The organism is Streptomyces sp. NPDC018947, assembly GCF_044390505.1.
Taxonomy (GTDB): domain Bacteria; phylum Actinomycetota; class Actinomycetes; order Streptomycetales; family Streptomycetaceae; genus Streptomyces.
Genome location: NZ_JBIRZD010000008.1, coordinates 246,192 through 259,897 on the forward strand (window position 1 = coordinate 246,192; position 13,706 = coordinate 259,897).

Here is a 13,706-nt window from a genome sequence, read left to right on the forward strand (position 1 = left end):
GGCGGCGGCTGGCACGATGACGCCATGGTCCGCTTGCTGCGCCCGTTCGGCCGGGTGGTGACGTACACACGATGGCTGCATCTGTTCATGGCCGTCGTGTGGCCGGCCATGTGGATGTACATCGACGACAGTTGGGTCTTCTCGTCGGCGGTGCTGCTCGCGCTCGCGGGTCTGGTGCCGGCGATGCGGGTGGTCGAGGGGATGCAGGCCAGGCTGCTGCTGACCGGTCACCGGCCCGACGGCGAGAGCATGGACATCGTCGTCGCCCCCTCCTCCACCTGGGGGGACCGCGGGCGGACCGTGCTCTGGCTGGAGGCCCGCCTGGTCATCGGCTGCTGCGTGTCGATGCTCACCGTCCAACTGCCCGTCCTCGCCCTCGACCTGGTGGCGGTGGCCCGGGGCGGACAGCAGGACGACGGCGGCATCGTCCGTCTGCCGGGCCACCACTGGTGGTACGCGTGGGTGTCCCCGCTGCCGCTGTTCCTGCTCGCCGCCGTCGTCGTCGGCGCGGGCGGGCTGATCACCCGGCTGGCCCGCCGCCTCCTCGGCCCCTCCCCCGCCGAACGCCTCGCGGCCCTGGAGGAGCGCACCGAGCAGCTTCTGGAGCGCAACCGCATCGCCCGCGAGCTGCACGACTCGATCGGGCACGCGCTGACGGTCGCCGTCGTGCAGGCGGGCGCCGCACGCGCCGCGGGCGACCCGGACTTCACCGACCGCGCCCTGGCCGCCATCGAGGAGACCGGCCGGGCCGCGCTGGAGGACCTGGAGCGGGTGCTCGGTGTGCTGCGGGAGGCGGAGCGGCCGGTGAGCGCCCGGCCCACGCTCGCGGACGCCGACCGGCTGCTGGAGTCCGCCCGTGCCTCCGGCGCGAAGGTGGACGCCGAGGTGACGGGACCGCTGGAGACACTGCCGGGCCCGGTGACCCGTGAGGGGTACCGCATCCTCCAGGAGGCGCTGACCAATGTGCTGCGGCACGCGGGTGCCGTCCCCGTGCGGGTCCGCGTCCACGCGGCGGACGGCGCCCTCACCCTGTCGGTGCGCAATCCGCTGCCCGGCGGGGAAACCGCTCAGGGGCGCGGCAGCGGTCTGCGCGGCATACGCGAACGCGCCGCGCTGCTGGGCGGGCGGGCGCGCACGGGGCCCGACCCCGCCGGCGACTGGCAGGTGCACGTCGAGCTGCCCGTGGGCTGATCTACGCTGGGCGGATGCCGGTCAGAGTGCTCCTCGTCGACGACGAACCCCTCGTACGCGCGGGCCTGCGCGCGGTGTTGGAGGCGCAGCCGGACATCGAGGTGGTCGGGGAGGCGGCCGACGGGGCCGCGGTGATCCCCTTGGTGCGGCAGGTGCGGCCGGACGTGGTCGCCATGGACGTCCGGATGCCGCTGCTCGACGGCATCGAGGCGACCCGCGCGCTGCTGCGGACGGTGCCCGAGCCGCCGAGGATCCTCGTCGTGACGACCTTCGAGAACGACGAGTACGTGTACGAGGCGCTGCGCGCGGGCGCCGACGGGTTCCTGCTGAAGCGGGCCCGGCCGGCGGAGATCGTGCACGCGGTGCGGCTGATCGCCGAGGGCGATTCCCTGCTGTTCCCCGCGTCCGTGCGGCAACTGGCCGCCGAGTACGCGGACGGCGGCGGGAACCGGGCGGCCCGCGCCGTGCTGGAGCGGGCGCGGCTGACCGAGCGGGAGGGCGAGGTGCTGCGGCTGATGGCACGCGGGCTGTCCAACGCTGAGATCGCCGCCCGGCTGGTCGTGGGCACGGAGACGGTCAAGTCGCATGTGAGCGCGGTGCTGGGGAAGCTGGGGGCACGGGACCGCACGCAGGCGGTGATCACGGCGTACGAGTCCGGATTCGTGGCCCCGGGCTGAGGCACCCCGTGGGGCCGGGGACGGACGGCCCGGCGCTCACCCGGGCACGGGGGCCGAGTACGATCCGGCGAACACGCGCTCGAGCTGGGAGGACGGACGTTGGGCGGGCTGACCGGCGGGGATCCGTCGCTGCTGCGGAGGATCAACTCCGCGGTGGTGCTGCACGCGCTGCGTGCCACGGACTGTGCGACGCTGACCGAGATCACCCGGGTGACGGGGCTGTCCCGGCCGACCGTCGAGGGGGTCGTCGAAGGGCTCATCGAGGCCGGGCTGGTCGTCGAGAAGGCCGCCGACGAGGGCGTCGCCCGGCGGCAGGGGCGTCCGGCGCGGCGGTTCCGGTTCCGAGCGGAGGCAGGTCATCTGCTGGGCCTGGAGATCGGTCCGCACCGCGTCGCCGCGCTCCTCGCCGACCTGGACGGCCGGGTGATCGGCGCCCAGGCGAAGGACGTCGCGGAGACCGCCGGCGCCGACGAGCGTCTGGAGCGGCTGCGCACCGCGGTCGCCGAGCTGCTGCGCCGGGCCGGTGTGGCGCGCGGCTCGCTGCGGGCGGTGGGCGCGGCGACGCCGGGGATCGTGGAGGCGGACGGCACGGTGCGACTGGGCACGGCGCTGCCCGAGTGGACGGGGCTGCGGCTGGGCGAGCGGCTGCGCCGTTCCTTCAAGTGCCCGGTGCTGGTGGAGAACGACGCGAACGCCGCCGCGGTCGCCGAGCACTGGAAGGGCGCCGCCACCGAGTCCGACGACGTGGTGTTCGTGCTGGCCGGGCTGAGTCCGGGCGCCGGCGCGCTGATCGGGGGCCGGCTGCACCGGGGGTACGGCGGGGCGGCCGGTGAGATCGGCGCGCTGCACCTGCTGGGGCGGGACGTGACGCCGGAGACGCTGCTGTCGACCACGGACCAGCCGCTGGATCCGCTGGACGAACAGGCGGTCGCCAGGGTCTTCGCCGAGGCGCGGGAGGGCGACCGGCGGGCCCGTGCCGCCGTCGAGCGTTTCATCCAGCGGCTGGTGCACGACGTGGCCGCGCTGGCGCTGGCCCTGGACCCGGAGCTGGTGGTCGTCGGCGGCTGGGCGGCCGGACTGGACGGCGTACTGGAGCCGCTGCGGCGGGAGCTGGCCCGCTACTGCCTGCGGCCGCCGAGGGTGACCCTGTCCCTCCTCGGCGAGGCCGCCGTGGCGACGGGCGCGCTGCGGCTGGCGCTGGACCATGTGGAGGAGCAGCTCTTCGCGGTGGAGGGTGCCACGGCACGCCGCTGACCCCCTCCGGGTGTTCGGGGGCGGCGGCCGGCCCTCGGGCCGCTGGAGGCCGGCAGTCCTGTCGGGCCGTGCACACCGGCCCGCGCGGGTGTGTCGCGGCCGGGTGCCGCCGGGCCCGCACGTGCCGTCCCCGGGGCGCCTCGCGGGTTCGGGCACCGGGGAGGCGCGACCGGCCGCGGCGGCTGGGCGGGCACGCAATGGTCACTACTCAGGACGCCTGTGTCCGCGGGCCGTGGTGGATCTGCACGTCGCCGGAGTCCCCGAAGGTCAGGCGGCAGGTGTCCGCGCGGTACGTGGCGACGGAGAGCGCGGCCGTGCGGCCCCCGGCGAGGTAGCGGGTGGTGACGACCAGGACCGGGGCCCCGGGGAGGCGGTCCAGCTCGCGGGCGTCCTCGGCGCCGGCCGAGCCCAGCTCCACCGCGTTCTCCTGGCCCTCCAGCTCCAGCCGCTGCAGCTCGCGCAGCACCGCACGCGCGCGTGCCGCGCCGGACGGGGCGTCGATGGCGGTGAGGTCGGGCACCGAGGCCCGCGGGATGTGGAGCAGCTCGGCGGCGACGGGCTGGCCGTGGGTCACCCGGGAGCGGCGGACGGTGTGCACGGGCTCGTCCCGCTCGGTCCCGAGGGCCTCGGCGACGGCCGCGGGGGGCGCCGCGAGGACGCAGTCGGCGGGCTGCCAGGCGTCGTCGGCCGTGCCGGGCCAGGCGTGGTCGCGGGCCCCGACGGACACGCCCACGCGGGGCGGCGCGACGGTCGTGCCGACGCCGCGGCGGCGCTGGAGCCTGCCTTCCAGCTCGAGCTGTTCCAGGGCCTGGCGGAGCGTGGCGCGGGCGACGCCGAAGCGGGCGGCGAGGTCACGCTCGTTGGGCAGGATCTCGCCCACGGAGAACTCCGAGTCCAGTGCCTCGCTGAGCACCGTCCTCAGATGCCAGTACTTCGGTTCCGGTACCGATTCCAACTGCGTGGTCCCCACCCTGTCCTCCGCAATCGCCGTCGTCCGGCAGCGTTTTGGCGCCCTTGTTTATTAAAGGTTGTTGCAGTTCTCTGCGACGATAGGGCGGCCCACCCCCTTGGTCAAGACCAATCCTCGATCCCTTGGCCACGGCAGGGGCGCGGTGCGGGGTGGTGTTCACGGGCTGTTCGTACGGGGTCGTACGGGCGACACGACGGCGAAGCCCCCGTCACGGGACGGGGGCCGGGCCGGCGCGGCCGGACACGGCGGGCGCGCCCGGGACGTCAGCCGGGCGTCAGACGGCCGACAGTGACCGCAGTTTGTCCGGGTTGCGGATGATGTACACCAACTGGATGCGCCCGTCGGCGACGTCGATCTGGATGACGGAGTCCGGCTTGCCCGCCGAGAGGATCAGCAGGGCCGGGCCGCCGTTGAGCTCCAGGAAGCGGAAGCCGACGTCCGGGATGCCCTTCCGGGCGACGCCGAGGAAGAAGCGGGCCACCTTGTCGGAGCTCTCCAGCACCCGCAGCGGCGCCCGCGACTTGCCGCCGCTGTCCCCCACCAGCCGGGCGTCGGGGGCGAGCATCGCCATGAGGCCCGCGAGATCGCCGTCGGCCGCCGCGGCGAGGAACCGCTCGGTGAGGTCGCGGCGCTGCGCGGGGTCGACGTCGTAGCGGGGCCTGCCCTCGTCGACGTGCTTGCGGGCCCGGCCGGCGAGCTGGCGCACGGCGGCCTCCCCGCGCTCCAGCATGGCGGCGATCTCGGCGTACGGGTAGCCGAACGCCTCCCGCAGCACGAACACCGCCCGTTCCAGCGGGGACAGCGATTCCAGGACGACGAGCACGGCGAGCGAGACGGAGTCGGCGAGCACGGCGCGCTCGGCGGTGTCCGGGACGGCGTCGCCGAAGTCGGTGACGTAGGGCTCGGGCAGCCAGGGGCCGACGTACGTCTCGCCCCGCGACTTGATCTGGCGCAGCCGGTCCACGGCGAGGCGGGTGGTGACGCGCACCAGGTAGCCGCGCGGTTCGCGGATGTCACCGCGGTCGGCTCGGGACCAGCGCAGCCAGGCTTCCTGGACCACGTCCTCGGCGTCGGCGAGGCGGCCCAGCATGCGGTAGGCGACGCCCAGGAGGACGGGCCGGTGCTCTTCGAAGACGTCGGTGGCGGTGTCGGTGGTCACCGTTCCATCCCAGCGGACGCGCCCGGCGCTGTCCAGGCGGAATCGCCGCGCCGGCGGGGCCCGCGCGGGCCGGGCCGCGCACGGGCCACCCGCCGGTGTCCCGTGGTGCCGGGCCGCCGGCCGCCCCGCGAGGACCAGCCCTCCGTAGAGTGAGGCCGATCGCGCACCGGGGGGCACGTCATGACATCGGCACCGACCGCGCCGGAGGGCGGCACCGGCGGACCGGCCGCCGCCTGGGAACTGCTGCTGCCCGCCGCGTCCGCGCCGGCCCGCTCGCGCGGACGCGCCCTCCAGGCCGCCCTGCGGGAGGCCGTACGCGCGGGACGGCTGGCTCCGGGGACACGGCTGCCGTCGAGCCGGGACCTCGCCGCCGACCTCGGGGTGTCGCGCGGGCTGGTGACGGAGGCGTACGAGCAGCTGACGGCCGAGGGCTATCTGCGCAGCGGCCGGGGTGCCGGCACATGGGTGGGCGACGCGGTGCGGGCCGTCCGCCCGCGCGCGCGTGACCTCGCCCGGCGTTCCCCCGGCGCCCGCGTCGACTTCGTGGCCGGGACCCCGGATCTGTCGCTCTTCCCGCGCTCGGCGTGGGCGGCCGCGCAGCGGGGCGTGCTGACGGAACTGCCGCACGAGGGGCTCGGCTACCCCGACCCCCGCGGGCTGCCCCGGCTGCGCACCGCGCTGGCCGAACTCCTCGGCCGGCGCCGGGGCGTGGTGGCGGACCCGGAGCGGATCGTGGTGGTCTCCGGCGTGGCCCAGGCGAGCGCGCTGCTCGGCGCGGTGCTCCACGCGCGCGGGACACGCGCCGTCGGTGTCGAGGACCCCGGCAGCCCGCAGCACGGCGCCCTGTACGCGTCGGCGGGCGTGGCCACCGTGCCGCTGCCGCTGGACGAGGAGGGGCTCGCACCCGGCCCGCTGCGCGCCTCGGGCGTCCGCGCGGTCGTGACGACGCCGGCGCACCAGTTCCCCACGGGGATCGCCTACTCGGCGCGGCGGAGGGCCGAACTGCTGGACTGGGCGCGGTCCGTGGACGGGCTGATCCTGGAGGACGACTACGACGGCGACTTCCGCTACGACCGGGCCCCCGTGGGCGCGCTCCAGGGGCTGGACGCGGAGCACGTCGCCTACACGGGCTCGGTGAGCAAGTCCCTGGCGCCGGGGCTGCGGCTGGGCTGGCTGCTGGTACCGGAGTGGCTGGCGGACGAGGTCGTCGAGCGCAAGCGGACCACGGACCTCGGGCACCCCTCCCTCGACCAGGCGGTGTTCGCGCGCTTCCTGGAGCGCGGCGACTACGACCGCCAACTGCGCCTGTGCCAGCGCGTCTACCGCGAACGGCGCGACGCGCTGGTGGCCGCGCTGGACGAGCACGTCCCCGGCGCGCGGGTCTCCGGGATCGCCGCCGGCCTCCACGCCATCGCCACGCTGCCCGGCCGCCACGGCCCCCCGGAACGCTTCCTCGCGCGCGTGGCCGACGCCGGTGTGGCGGTGCGGTCCTTGGCGGAGTACGGGCACGCGGACGGCGGTCACGGTGCGGACGAGGCGGTGCGTCTGGTGCTGGGGTACGCGCACCTGCCGCCGGCGCGGATCGCCGAAGGGGTGCGGCTGATGGCCCGGGCGGCGCGGCCCGGCGCCCGGTGAGGCCCGTGTCACCGCCCCGAGCGGGCTCGCGCGGCCGGTTGTTCACCCGGGGTTCGCGTGCGCGCCGCGCCGCCCCAGTAGGTCTGTCTGCGCACACCGGCCGGATCCCGTCCCTGGAGGCGTATCCATGTCCCACCGTCCGTTCTCGCGTCGCGGCGTGCTGCGCGGCTCCCTCGCCGCGTCGGCGGCCCTGACCCTGCCCACCGCCCTCGGAGCGGCACCGGCGTTCGCGCGTTCCGGCCGGCCGGCCGCGGGCTGGGGCGTGCAGACGGGCGACGTCGGCGCGCACTCCGGGCTGGTGTGGGTGCGCTCCGACCGGCCCGCCCGGATGATCGTCGAGACGTCCGCGACCGAGTCCTTCCGCGCCCCGCGCCGGTGGCACGGCCCGCTGCTCGGCCGGGACACCGACTTCACCGGCACCACCCGGCTGCACGGACTGCCGCCGGGCGAGCAGATCCACTACCGGGTGCTGCTGGCCGACCCGGACGACCCGCGGCGCACGGGCGAACCGGTCGCCGGCACCTTCCGCACGGTCCCGGTGCGCCGCCGCGACGGGGTGCGCTTCGTGTGGTCCGGCGACCTCGCGGGCCAGGGCTGGGGCATCAATCCGGACCTCGGCGGCTACCGCATCTTCGACGCGATGGGCGCCCTGGACCCCGACTTCTTCCTGTGCAGCGGCGACAGCGTCTACGCCGACGGACCCATCGCGGCGACGGCCGCCCTGCCGGACGGGAGCACCTGGCGGAACATCACCACCGAGGAGAAGTCCAAGGTCGCCGAGACCCTGGCCGAGTTCCGGGGGAACTTCCGCTACAACCTGCTCGACGAGAAGCTGCGGCGCTTCAACGCCCAGGTCCCCTCCGTCGTCCAGTGGGACGACCACGAGGTGCGCAACAACTGGTACCCGGGGCAGGTGATCGCGGACACGGACGGCCGCTACACCGAGAAGAGCGTGGACGTGCTGGCCGCCCGCGCCCGGCGCGCGTTCGGCGAGTACTTCCCGGTCTCCACCCTGCGGTCCGGCGCGCGGGAGGGCCGGGTGTACCGGGTGCTGCGGCAGGGCCCGCTGCTGGACGTGTTCGTCCTCGACATGCGGACGTACCGCAACGCCAACTCCACCGGCGACCAGAGCGTGGATCCGCAGGGCATCCTGGGCCGCGAGCAGTCGGAGTGGCTCAAGCGGGAGCTGGCGCGCTCGCGGGCGGTGTGGAAGGTGATCGCCGCCGACATGCCGATCGGCCTGGTCGTGCCCGACGCCACCGAGGGCAGGCCGAACGTCGAGGCGGTGGCGCAGGGCGACCCGGGGGCGCCGCTGGGGCGTGAGCTGCAGATCGCCGAGCTGCTGCGCTTCGTCAAGCACCGGCGGATCACCGGCACGGTGTGGCTGACGGCCGACGTGCACCACACCTCGGCCCAGCACTACCAGCCCTCGCGGGCCGCCTTCGGCGACTTCGAGCCGTTCTGGGAGTTCGTCTCCGGTCCGCTGAACGCGGGCGCGTTCCCGGCCAGCAGGCTCGACGGCACCTTCGGTCCGGAGCGGGTGTTCGTGAAGGCGCCGACCGCGTCCAACGTCTCGCCGGCGGGCGGCTACCAGTTCTTCGGCGAGGTCGACATCGACGGCGACAGCGCCGAGATGACGGTGCGGCTGCGCGAGCAGGACGGCACGGTGCTGTTCACCAAGGTGCTGCGGCCGGGGCTGGTCGGCCAGTAGGTCCCGTAACCTGGGTCGTGCCGCGCACCGGCGTCATCCCCCGGTGCGCGGCCGGGTGTTGGGCCGGCCGGGGCGTCGCGGGGCGGCCCGCGCGGCGAGGTGCCCGCGGTAGGACGAATGTCCCGGAAGCGCTCTTTACCCATCGGTCACAGGGCGTTCGTGACCACGCAACACCATTCCTGCACAGTGGTCGCATGGGTCGAGACATGTCCGAAGTGACGCAAGCCGTGGGCCGGACCGTCGAGCACGGGCTCGGGACGCCAGCCTTCATGATCGTGGCGTCGATGGCCGCCCTGCTCGCCACGGCGGGCTTCCACACATGGTGGGTACGGCGCCACGGCCACGCGCCACCCGCGGACGACGCCGGCGCCCGGCCGCCGGCCGTCGAGCCGCCGGCCGGTGCGGCCGGTCCGGCTGCGTCCGCGCCGGAAGGGGGAGCCGCCGCGGAGGAGAGCGCGCTGTGGCGGATGCGGACGACGGTGCGGGACGCTCCGGGGTCGCTGGCCGTCCTGTGCGCGGCCCTCGCCGACCGCGGGGTGGACATCCTGAGCCTGCAGACGCATCCGCTGGCCGACGGCACGGTGGACGAGTTCCTGCTCCGCGCCCCGGGCGGACTGACCGGTACGGAGCTGGCCGCGACGGTCTCGGCGGCGGGCGGCGCGGACACCTGGACCGAGCGGGCCGACGCCCACGACCTGGTCGACGCACCGGCCCGCGCCCTCGCGCTGGCCGCCCGTACGGCCCTGGATCCGGCGGAACTCCCGCTCGCGCTGCGGCAGTTGCTGGGCCGCTGCACCGTCCGGTCGCTGCCCGCGCGGGCACCGGGAGCCGACGGCGTCCCGGCCGAGGGAACACTGGAGGGCACCGTGCTGCGGCTGCGTGCGCCGGAGGGCGGCGTGATCACCGTGGAGCGGCCGTATCTGCCGTTCACGCCCGCCGAGTTCGCGCGGGCACGGGCGCTGGCCGAACTGGACGCCCGGCTCGGTCCGCGCCTCCCGCGCGGCCGGGACGTACTGACGCTGCCCCAGGGGAGCGACATCACCGTCCGCCGGGCCGACAGCCGGGACCTGCGGGCGGCGAAGGCGATGCACGAGCGGTGCTCGGAGCAGACGCTCGGGATGCGCTACCACGGTCCGGTCGGGGACGCCGACCGGTACCTGAACCATCTGCTCAGCCCGCGCCACGGCCGCACGCTGGCCGTGCAGACCGCATCGGGCCGCATCGTCGGGCTCGGCCATCTGCTGTGGGACGGGGACGAGACGGAGGTCGCCCTGATCGTCGAGGACGCCTGGCAGCGCCGGGGCATCGGGAGCGAACTGCTCTCGCGGCTCGTGGCGACGGCGGCCGGGGCGGGCTGCGCGAGCGTGTACGCGCTCACCCGGGCGTCGAACACCGGCATGGTCGCCGCGATGCGCGGCCTGGGGCTCCCCCTCGACTACCAGGTCGAGGAGGGGACCCTGGTCATCACCGCGCGCCTGGACCCGGCGTCCCCGGCGGCGGCGCGGCCGCCGCACGGGGAACGCGTGGGCAGGGAGTAGGACGGGGGCCGGCGTCGGCGGGACGCCGGCGCCGTCACTCGGCCCCGGCGAGGACCTCCCGCGACGAGACCGCCTCCGTCCGCTCGCCGAGGGCGGCGTCGAGGTCGGCCCACAGGTCCTCGACGTCCTCCAGGCCGACCGACATCCGCAGCAGCCGGTCGCTCACCCCGGCACCGCGGCGGTCGTCGGCGTCGACGATGCGGTGGCTGATGGACGCCGGGTGCTGGATGAGCGTGTCGACGCTGCCGAGGCTCACGGCCGGCGTGATCAGGCGGACCCGGGCGATCACCTCGTGCGGGTCGCCGTGCACCTCGAAGGAGACCATCGCGCCGCCCACGCGCGGATAGTGGACGCGGGCCACCCGCGGGTCCGCGGCGAGGCGTCCGGCCAGTTCGGCGGCGTTGGCGGAGGCGGCACGGACCCGTACCGGCAGCGTGGACAGGCCGCGCAGCAGCAGATAGCCGGCCAGCGGGTGCAGCACGCCGCCGGTGGCGAAGCGGACCTGCCTGAGCCGTCCCGCGAACTCCTCGTCGCAGGCCACCACGCCGGCCAGCACGTCCCCGTGGCCGCCGAGGTACTTGGTGGCGCTGTGCAGCACCAGCCGTGCGCCGTGCTCGGCGGGCCGCTGGAGCACGGGCGTGGCGAAGGTGTTGTCGACGAGCAGCGGCACGGACCCGCAGGCGTGGGCGACGGCCCGCAGGTCCACCTCGGCCAGCGTCGGGTTGGCCGGGGTCTCCACGATCACCAGTCCGGTGTCCGGGCGCAGGGCGTCCGCGATGCCGGCCGGGTCGGTCCAGGTGACCTCGGAGCCGAGCAGCCCGGCGGTCAGCAGGTGGTCGCTGCATCCGTACAGGGGCCGTACGGCGACCACGTGCCGCAGCCCCATCGAGGCGCGCACCAGCAGGACGGCGCTGAGCGCGGCCATGCCGCTGGCGAACGCGACCGCCGACTCGGTGCCCTCCAGCCGGGCGAGCGCGGTCTCGAAGCGGGCGACGGTCGGGTTGCCGAGGCGGCCGTAGACGGGCGGGCCGTCCGGGTCGGCGCCGGTGGCGGCGAAGGCGTCGATGCGGGCGGCCTCGCCCCGGCTGTCGTAGGACGGGTAGGTCGTGGACAGGTCGATGGGCGGGGCGTGCAGTCCCTGGCGGGCGAGGTCGTCGCGGCCGGCGTGCACGGCCTCGGTGGCCAGTGCCCTGGGTGCGGTGGTGCGTACGTCGTCGGATGGTGACGTGGGCATGCTCGCAGAGTCCATGGGCGGAAGAGTGAACACCGAACGGTCCGGTGGGGGCGGTCCCCGTGTACCGTTCGGCACATGGCCGATTCTGTCGTACTGGATCCGGTGGATCTCCACCTGCTGCGGCTGCTGCAGAACGACGCCCGGACCACCTACCGCGATCTCGCGGCCCAGGTCGGGGTGGCGCCGTCCACGTGCCTGGACCGGGTGGCCCGGCTGAGGCGGGCCGGGGTGATTCTCGGCCACCGGCTGGAACTGGACCCGGCGAAGCTGGGGCGCGGGCTCCAGGCGCTGCTCTCGGTGCAGGTGCGCCCGCACCGGCGGGAGCTGGTCGGCCCGTTCGTGGAGCGGATCCGGGCGCTGCCCGAGTCCCGCACCGTCTTCCATCTGACCGGACCGGACGACTACCTCGTGCACGTCGCGGTCGCGGACATGACGGACCTGCAACGGCTGGTCCTGGACGAGTTCACGTCCCGCAAGGAGGTGGCCCGCGTGGAGACCCGCCTGATCTTCCAGCAGTGGGAGTGCGGGCCCCTGCTGCCGCCCGTCTCCCCCGGTGCCACGCCCTGAGCGAAATCCGGCGGCCCCCTGCACCGGACCGCGCGGAGCGGGCTGACGCGGCACCGGTATCCGTATGAGGATGTCCGCATGTCAGAGACCAAGAGCCCGCTGCCCCGCGAGGTCGCCGACGCCTATGTCGACGACCTCATCGCCCTCGACCCGGTGACCGGTACGTATCTCGGTGTCGCCGAGAGTTCCAGCCGACTGCCCGACTTCTCCCCGGCGGGGCAGGAGGCCCTCGCGGAGCTGGCGCGGGCCACCCTCGCCCGGCTCGACGAGGCGGAGCGCAGGCCCGGCGGGGACAGCGACGTGGAACGCCGGTGCGCCCGGCTGCTGCGGGAGCGCCTCACCGCCGAACTCGCCGTCCACGAGGCGGAGGAGGGCCTGCGCTCGGTCGGCAACATGGGCACGGCCGCGCACTCGGTGCGCGAGGTCTTCACGGTGACGCCGACCGGGACGGACGAGGACTGGGCGCGGATCGCCGAGCGGCTGCGCGCGGTGCCGGCCGCGCTCGCGGGGTACCGCGAATCCCTCACCCTCGGCCTGGAGCGCAAGCTGTACGCGGCGCCGCGTCCCACCGCGACCTTCGTCGAGCAGCTCGGCGAGTGGGCGGACACGGGCGAGGGGCGCGGCTGGTTCGAGGACTTCGCCGCCGCCGGACCCGAGGCGCTGCGCACGGAGCTGGACGAGGCCGCCCGGGGCGCGACCGCGGCGGTGGTGGAGCTGCGGGACTGGATGCGCGACGTGTACGCGCCGGCGATCGAGGGCGCCCCGAACACGGTGGGCCGCGAGCGCTACGCCCGCTGGTCGCGCTACTACAACGGCACCGACCTGGACCTGGACGAGGCGTACGCGTACGGCTGGGCCGAGTACCACCGGCTGCTCGCCGAGATGAGGCTGGAGGCGGAGAAGATCCTGCCGGGTGCCGAGACGCCCTGGGTGGCGCTGGCGCACCTGGACGAGCACGGCAAGCACATCGAGGGCGTCGACGAGGTCCGCGACTGGCTCCAGGGCCTGATGGACCAGGCGATCGAGGCGCTGGACGGCACCCACTTCGAACTCGCCGAGCGGGTGCGGAAGGTGGAGTCGCGGATCGCCCCGCCCGGCAGCGCCGCGGCCCCGTACTACACGCCCCCGTCGGAGGACTTCTCGCGCCCCGGCCGCACGTGGCTGCCGACGATGGGCCAGACCCGCTTCCCGGTGTACGACCTGGTCTCCACGTGGTACCACGAGGGCGTGCCGGGTCATCACCTCCAGCTCGCGCAGTGGGCGCACGTCGCCGAGGACCTGTCCCGCTACCAGGCGTCGGTCGGCATGGTCAGCGCCAACGCCGAGGGATGGGCGCTGTACGCGGAGCGGCTGATGGACGAGCTGGGCTTCCTCACGGACGCGGAGCAGCGGCTGGGTTACCTGGACGCGCAGATGATGCGGGCCGCGCGGGTCATCGTGGACATCGGCATGCACCTGGAGCTGGAGATCCCGGCGGACTCGCCGTTCCACCCGGGTGAGCGGTGGACTCCGGAGCTGGCGCAGGAGTTCTTCGGCGCGCACAGCAGCCGTCCGGCGGACTTCGTGGAGAGCGAGCTGACCCGGTACCTGACGATCCCGGGCCAGGCGATCGGCTACAAGCTCGGCGAGCGGGCGTGGCTGCTGGGCCGGGAGAAGGCCCGCGAGCGGCACGGCGACGCCTTCGACGCGAAGGCGTGGCACATGGCGGCCCTCTCCCAGGGCTCGCTGGGCCTGGACGACCTGGTGGACGAGCTGTCCCGGCTCTGAGGG

At 75.1% G+C, this 13,706-nt stretch carries 11 protein-coding genes; 8 read left to right on the forward strand and 3 right to left on the reverse strand.

Translation table 11 applies throughout. The annotated features are described in order from the left end of the window. Positions 1–24 precede the first annotated feature (24 nt). The 3 genes from ACH499_RS17705 (at position 25) to ACH499_RS17715 (ending at position 3,122) form a co-directional block, all read left to right on the forward strand. Entirely contained in the window at positions 25–1,191 is a 1,167-nt protein-coding gene (locus tag ACH499_RS17705) for a sensor histidine kinase (RefSeq protein WP_399016726.1), read from the forward strand. A gap of 14 nt (positions 1,192–1,205) precedes the next feature. Then, positions 1,206–1,868 carry a response regulator transcription factor gene (locus ACH499_RS17710; RefSeq protein WP_356204238.1) on the forward strand — a complete coding sequence of 221 codons (663 nt, stop codon included), beginning with the start codon at positions 1,206–1,208 and terminating at the stop codon, positions 1,866–1,868. Between the two features lie 99 nt (positions 1,869–1,967). After that, entirely contained in the window at positions 1,968–3,122 is a 1,155-nt protein-coding gene (locus tag ACH499_RS17715; protein WP_356204235.1) for an ROK family transcriptional regulator, read from the forward strand. Between the two features lie 208 nt (positions 3,123–3,330). Here the strand turns inward: ACH499_RS17715 and ACH499_RS17720 are convergent, their stop codons facing one another. Continuing rightward, positions 3,331–4,092, reverse strand: coding sequence for a GntR family transcriptional regulator (locus ACH499_RS17720; RefSeq protein ID WP_399016728.1), 762 nt, complete (start codon positions 4,090–4,092; stop codon positions 3,331–3,333). Positions 4,093–4,366: 274 nt separating this feature from the next. Continuing rightward, a complete protein-coding gene (locus tag ACH499_RS17725; protein ID WP_399016730.1) occupies positions 4,367–5,251 on the reverse strand; it encodes an RNA polymerase sigma-70 factor in 885 nt (294 codons plus the stop codon). 180 nt (positions 5,252–5,431) lie between these two features. Between ACH499_RS17725 and ACH499_RS17730 the strand changes: the two genes are divergently transcribed. The 3 genes from ACH499_RS17730 to ACH499_RS17740 all read left to right on the forward strand — a co-directional run bounded on the left by ACH499_RS17730 (position 5,432) and on the right by ACH499_RS17740 (position 10,135). Beyond that, on the forward strand, positions 5,432–6,886 hold the full coding sequence (locus tag ACH499_RS17730; protein WP_399016732.1) for a PLP-dependent aminotransferase family protein: 1,455 nt from the start codon (positions 5,432–5,434) through the stop codon (positions 6,884–6,886). Between the two features lie 127 nt (positions 6,887–7,013). Then, on the forward strand, positions 7,014–8,597 hold the full coding sequence (locus ACH499_RS17735; RefSeq protein WP_399016734.1) for an alkaline phosphatase D family protein: 1,584 nt from the start codon (positions 7,014–7,016) through the stop codon (positions 8,595–8,597). 206 nt (positions 8,598–8,803) lie between these two features. After that, positions 8,804–10,135, forward strand: a complete 1,332-nt coding sequence (locus tag ACH499_RS17740; protein WP_399016838.1) for a GNAT family N-acetyltransferase — start codon at positions 8,804–8,806, stop codon at positions 10,133–10,135. A 34-nt stretch (positions 10,136–10,169) separates the two neighbouring features. Here the strand turns inward: ACH499_RS17740 and ACH499_RS17745 are convergent, their stop codons facing one another. Then, positions 10,170–11,384, reverse strand: coding sequence for a PLP-dependent transferase (locus tag ACH499_RS17745; RefSeq protein ID WP_365601499.1), 1,215 nt, complete (start codon positions 11,382–11,384; stop codon positions 10,170–10,172). Between the two features lie 60 nt (positions 11,385–11,444). Here ACH499_RS17745 and ACH499_RS17750 point away from each other — a divergent pair, with 60 nt between their 5' ends. Further along, the gene (locus ACH499_RS17750; protein ID WP_356204222.1) at positions 11,445–11,936 is read left to right on the forward strand and encodes an Lrp/AsnC family transcriptional regulator; all 492 of its coding nucleotides are present in this window, start codon (positions 11,445–11,447) and stop codon (positions 11,934–11,936) included. A 78-nt stretch (positions 11,937–12,014) separates the two neighbouring features. After that, entirely contained in the window at positions 12,015–13,703 is a 1,689-nt protein-coding gene (locus ACH499_RS17755) for a DUF885 domain-containing protein (RefSeq protein WP_356204220.1), read from the forward strand. Positions 13,704–13,706: the final 3 nt, after the last annotated feature.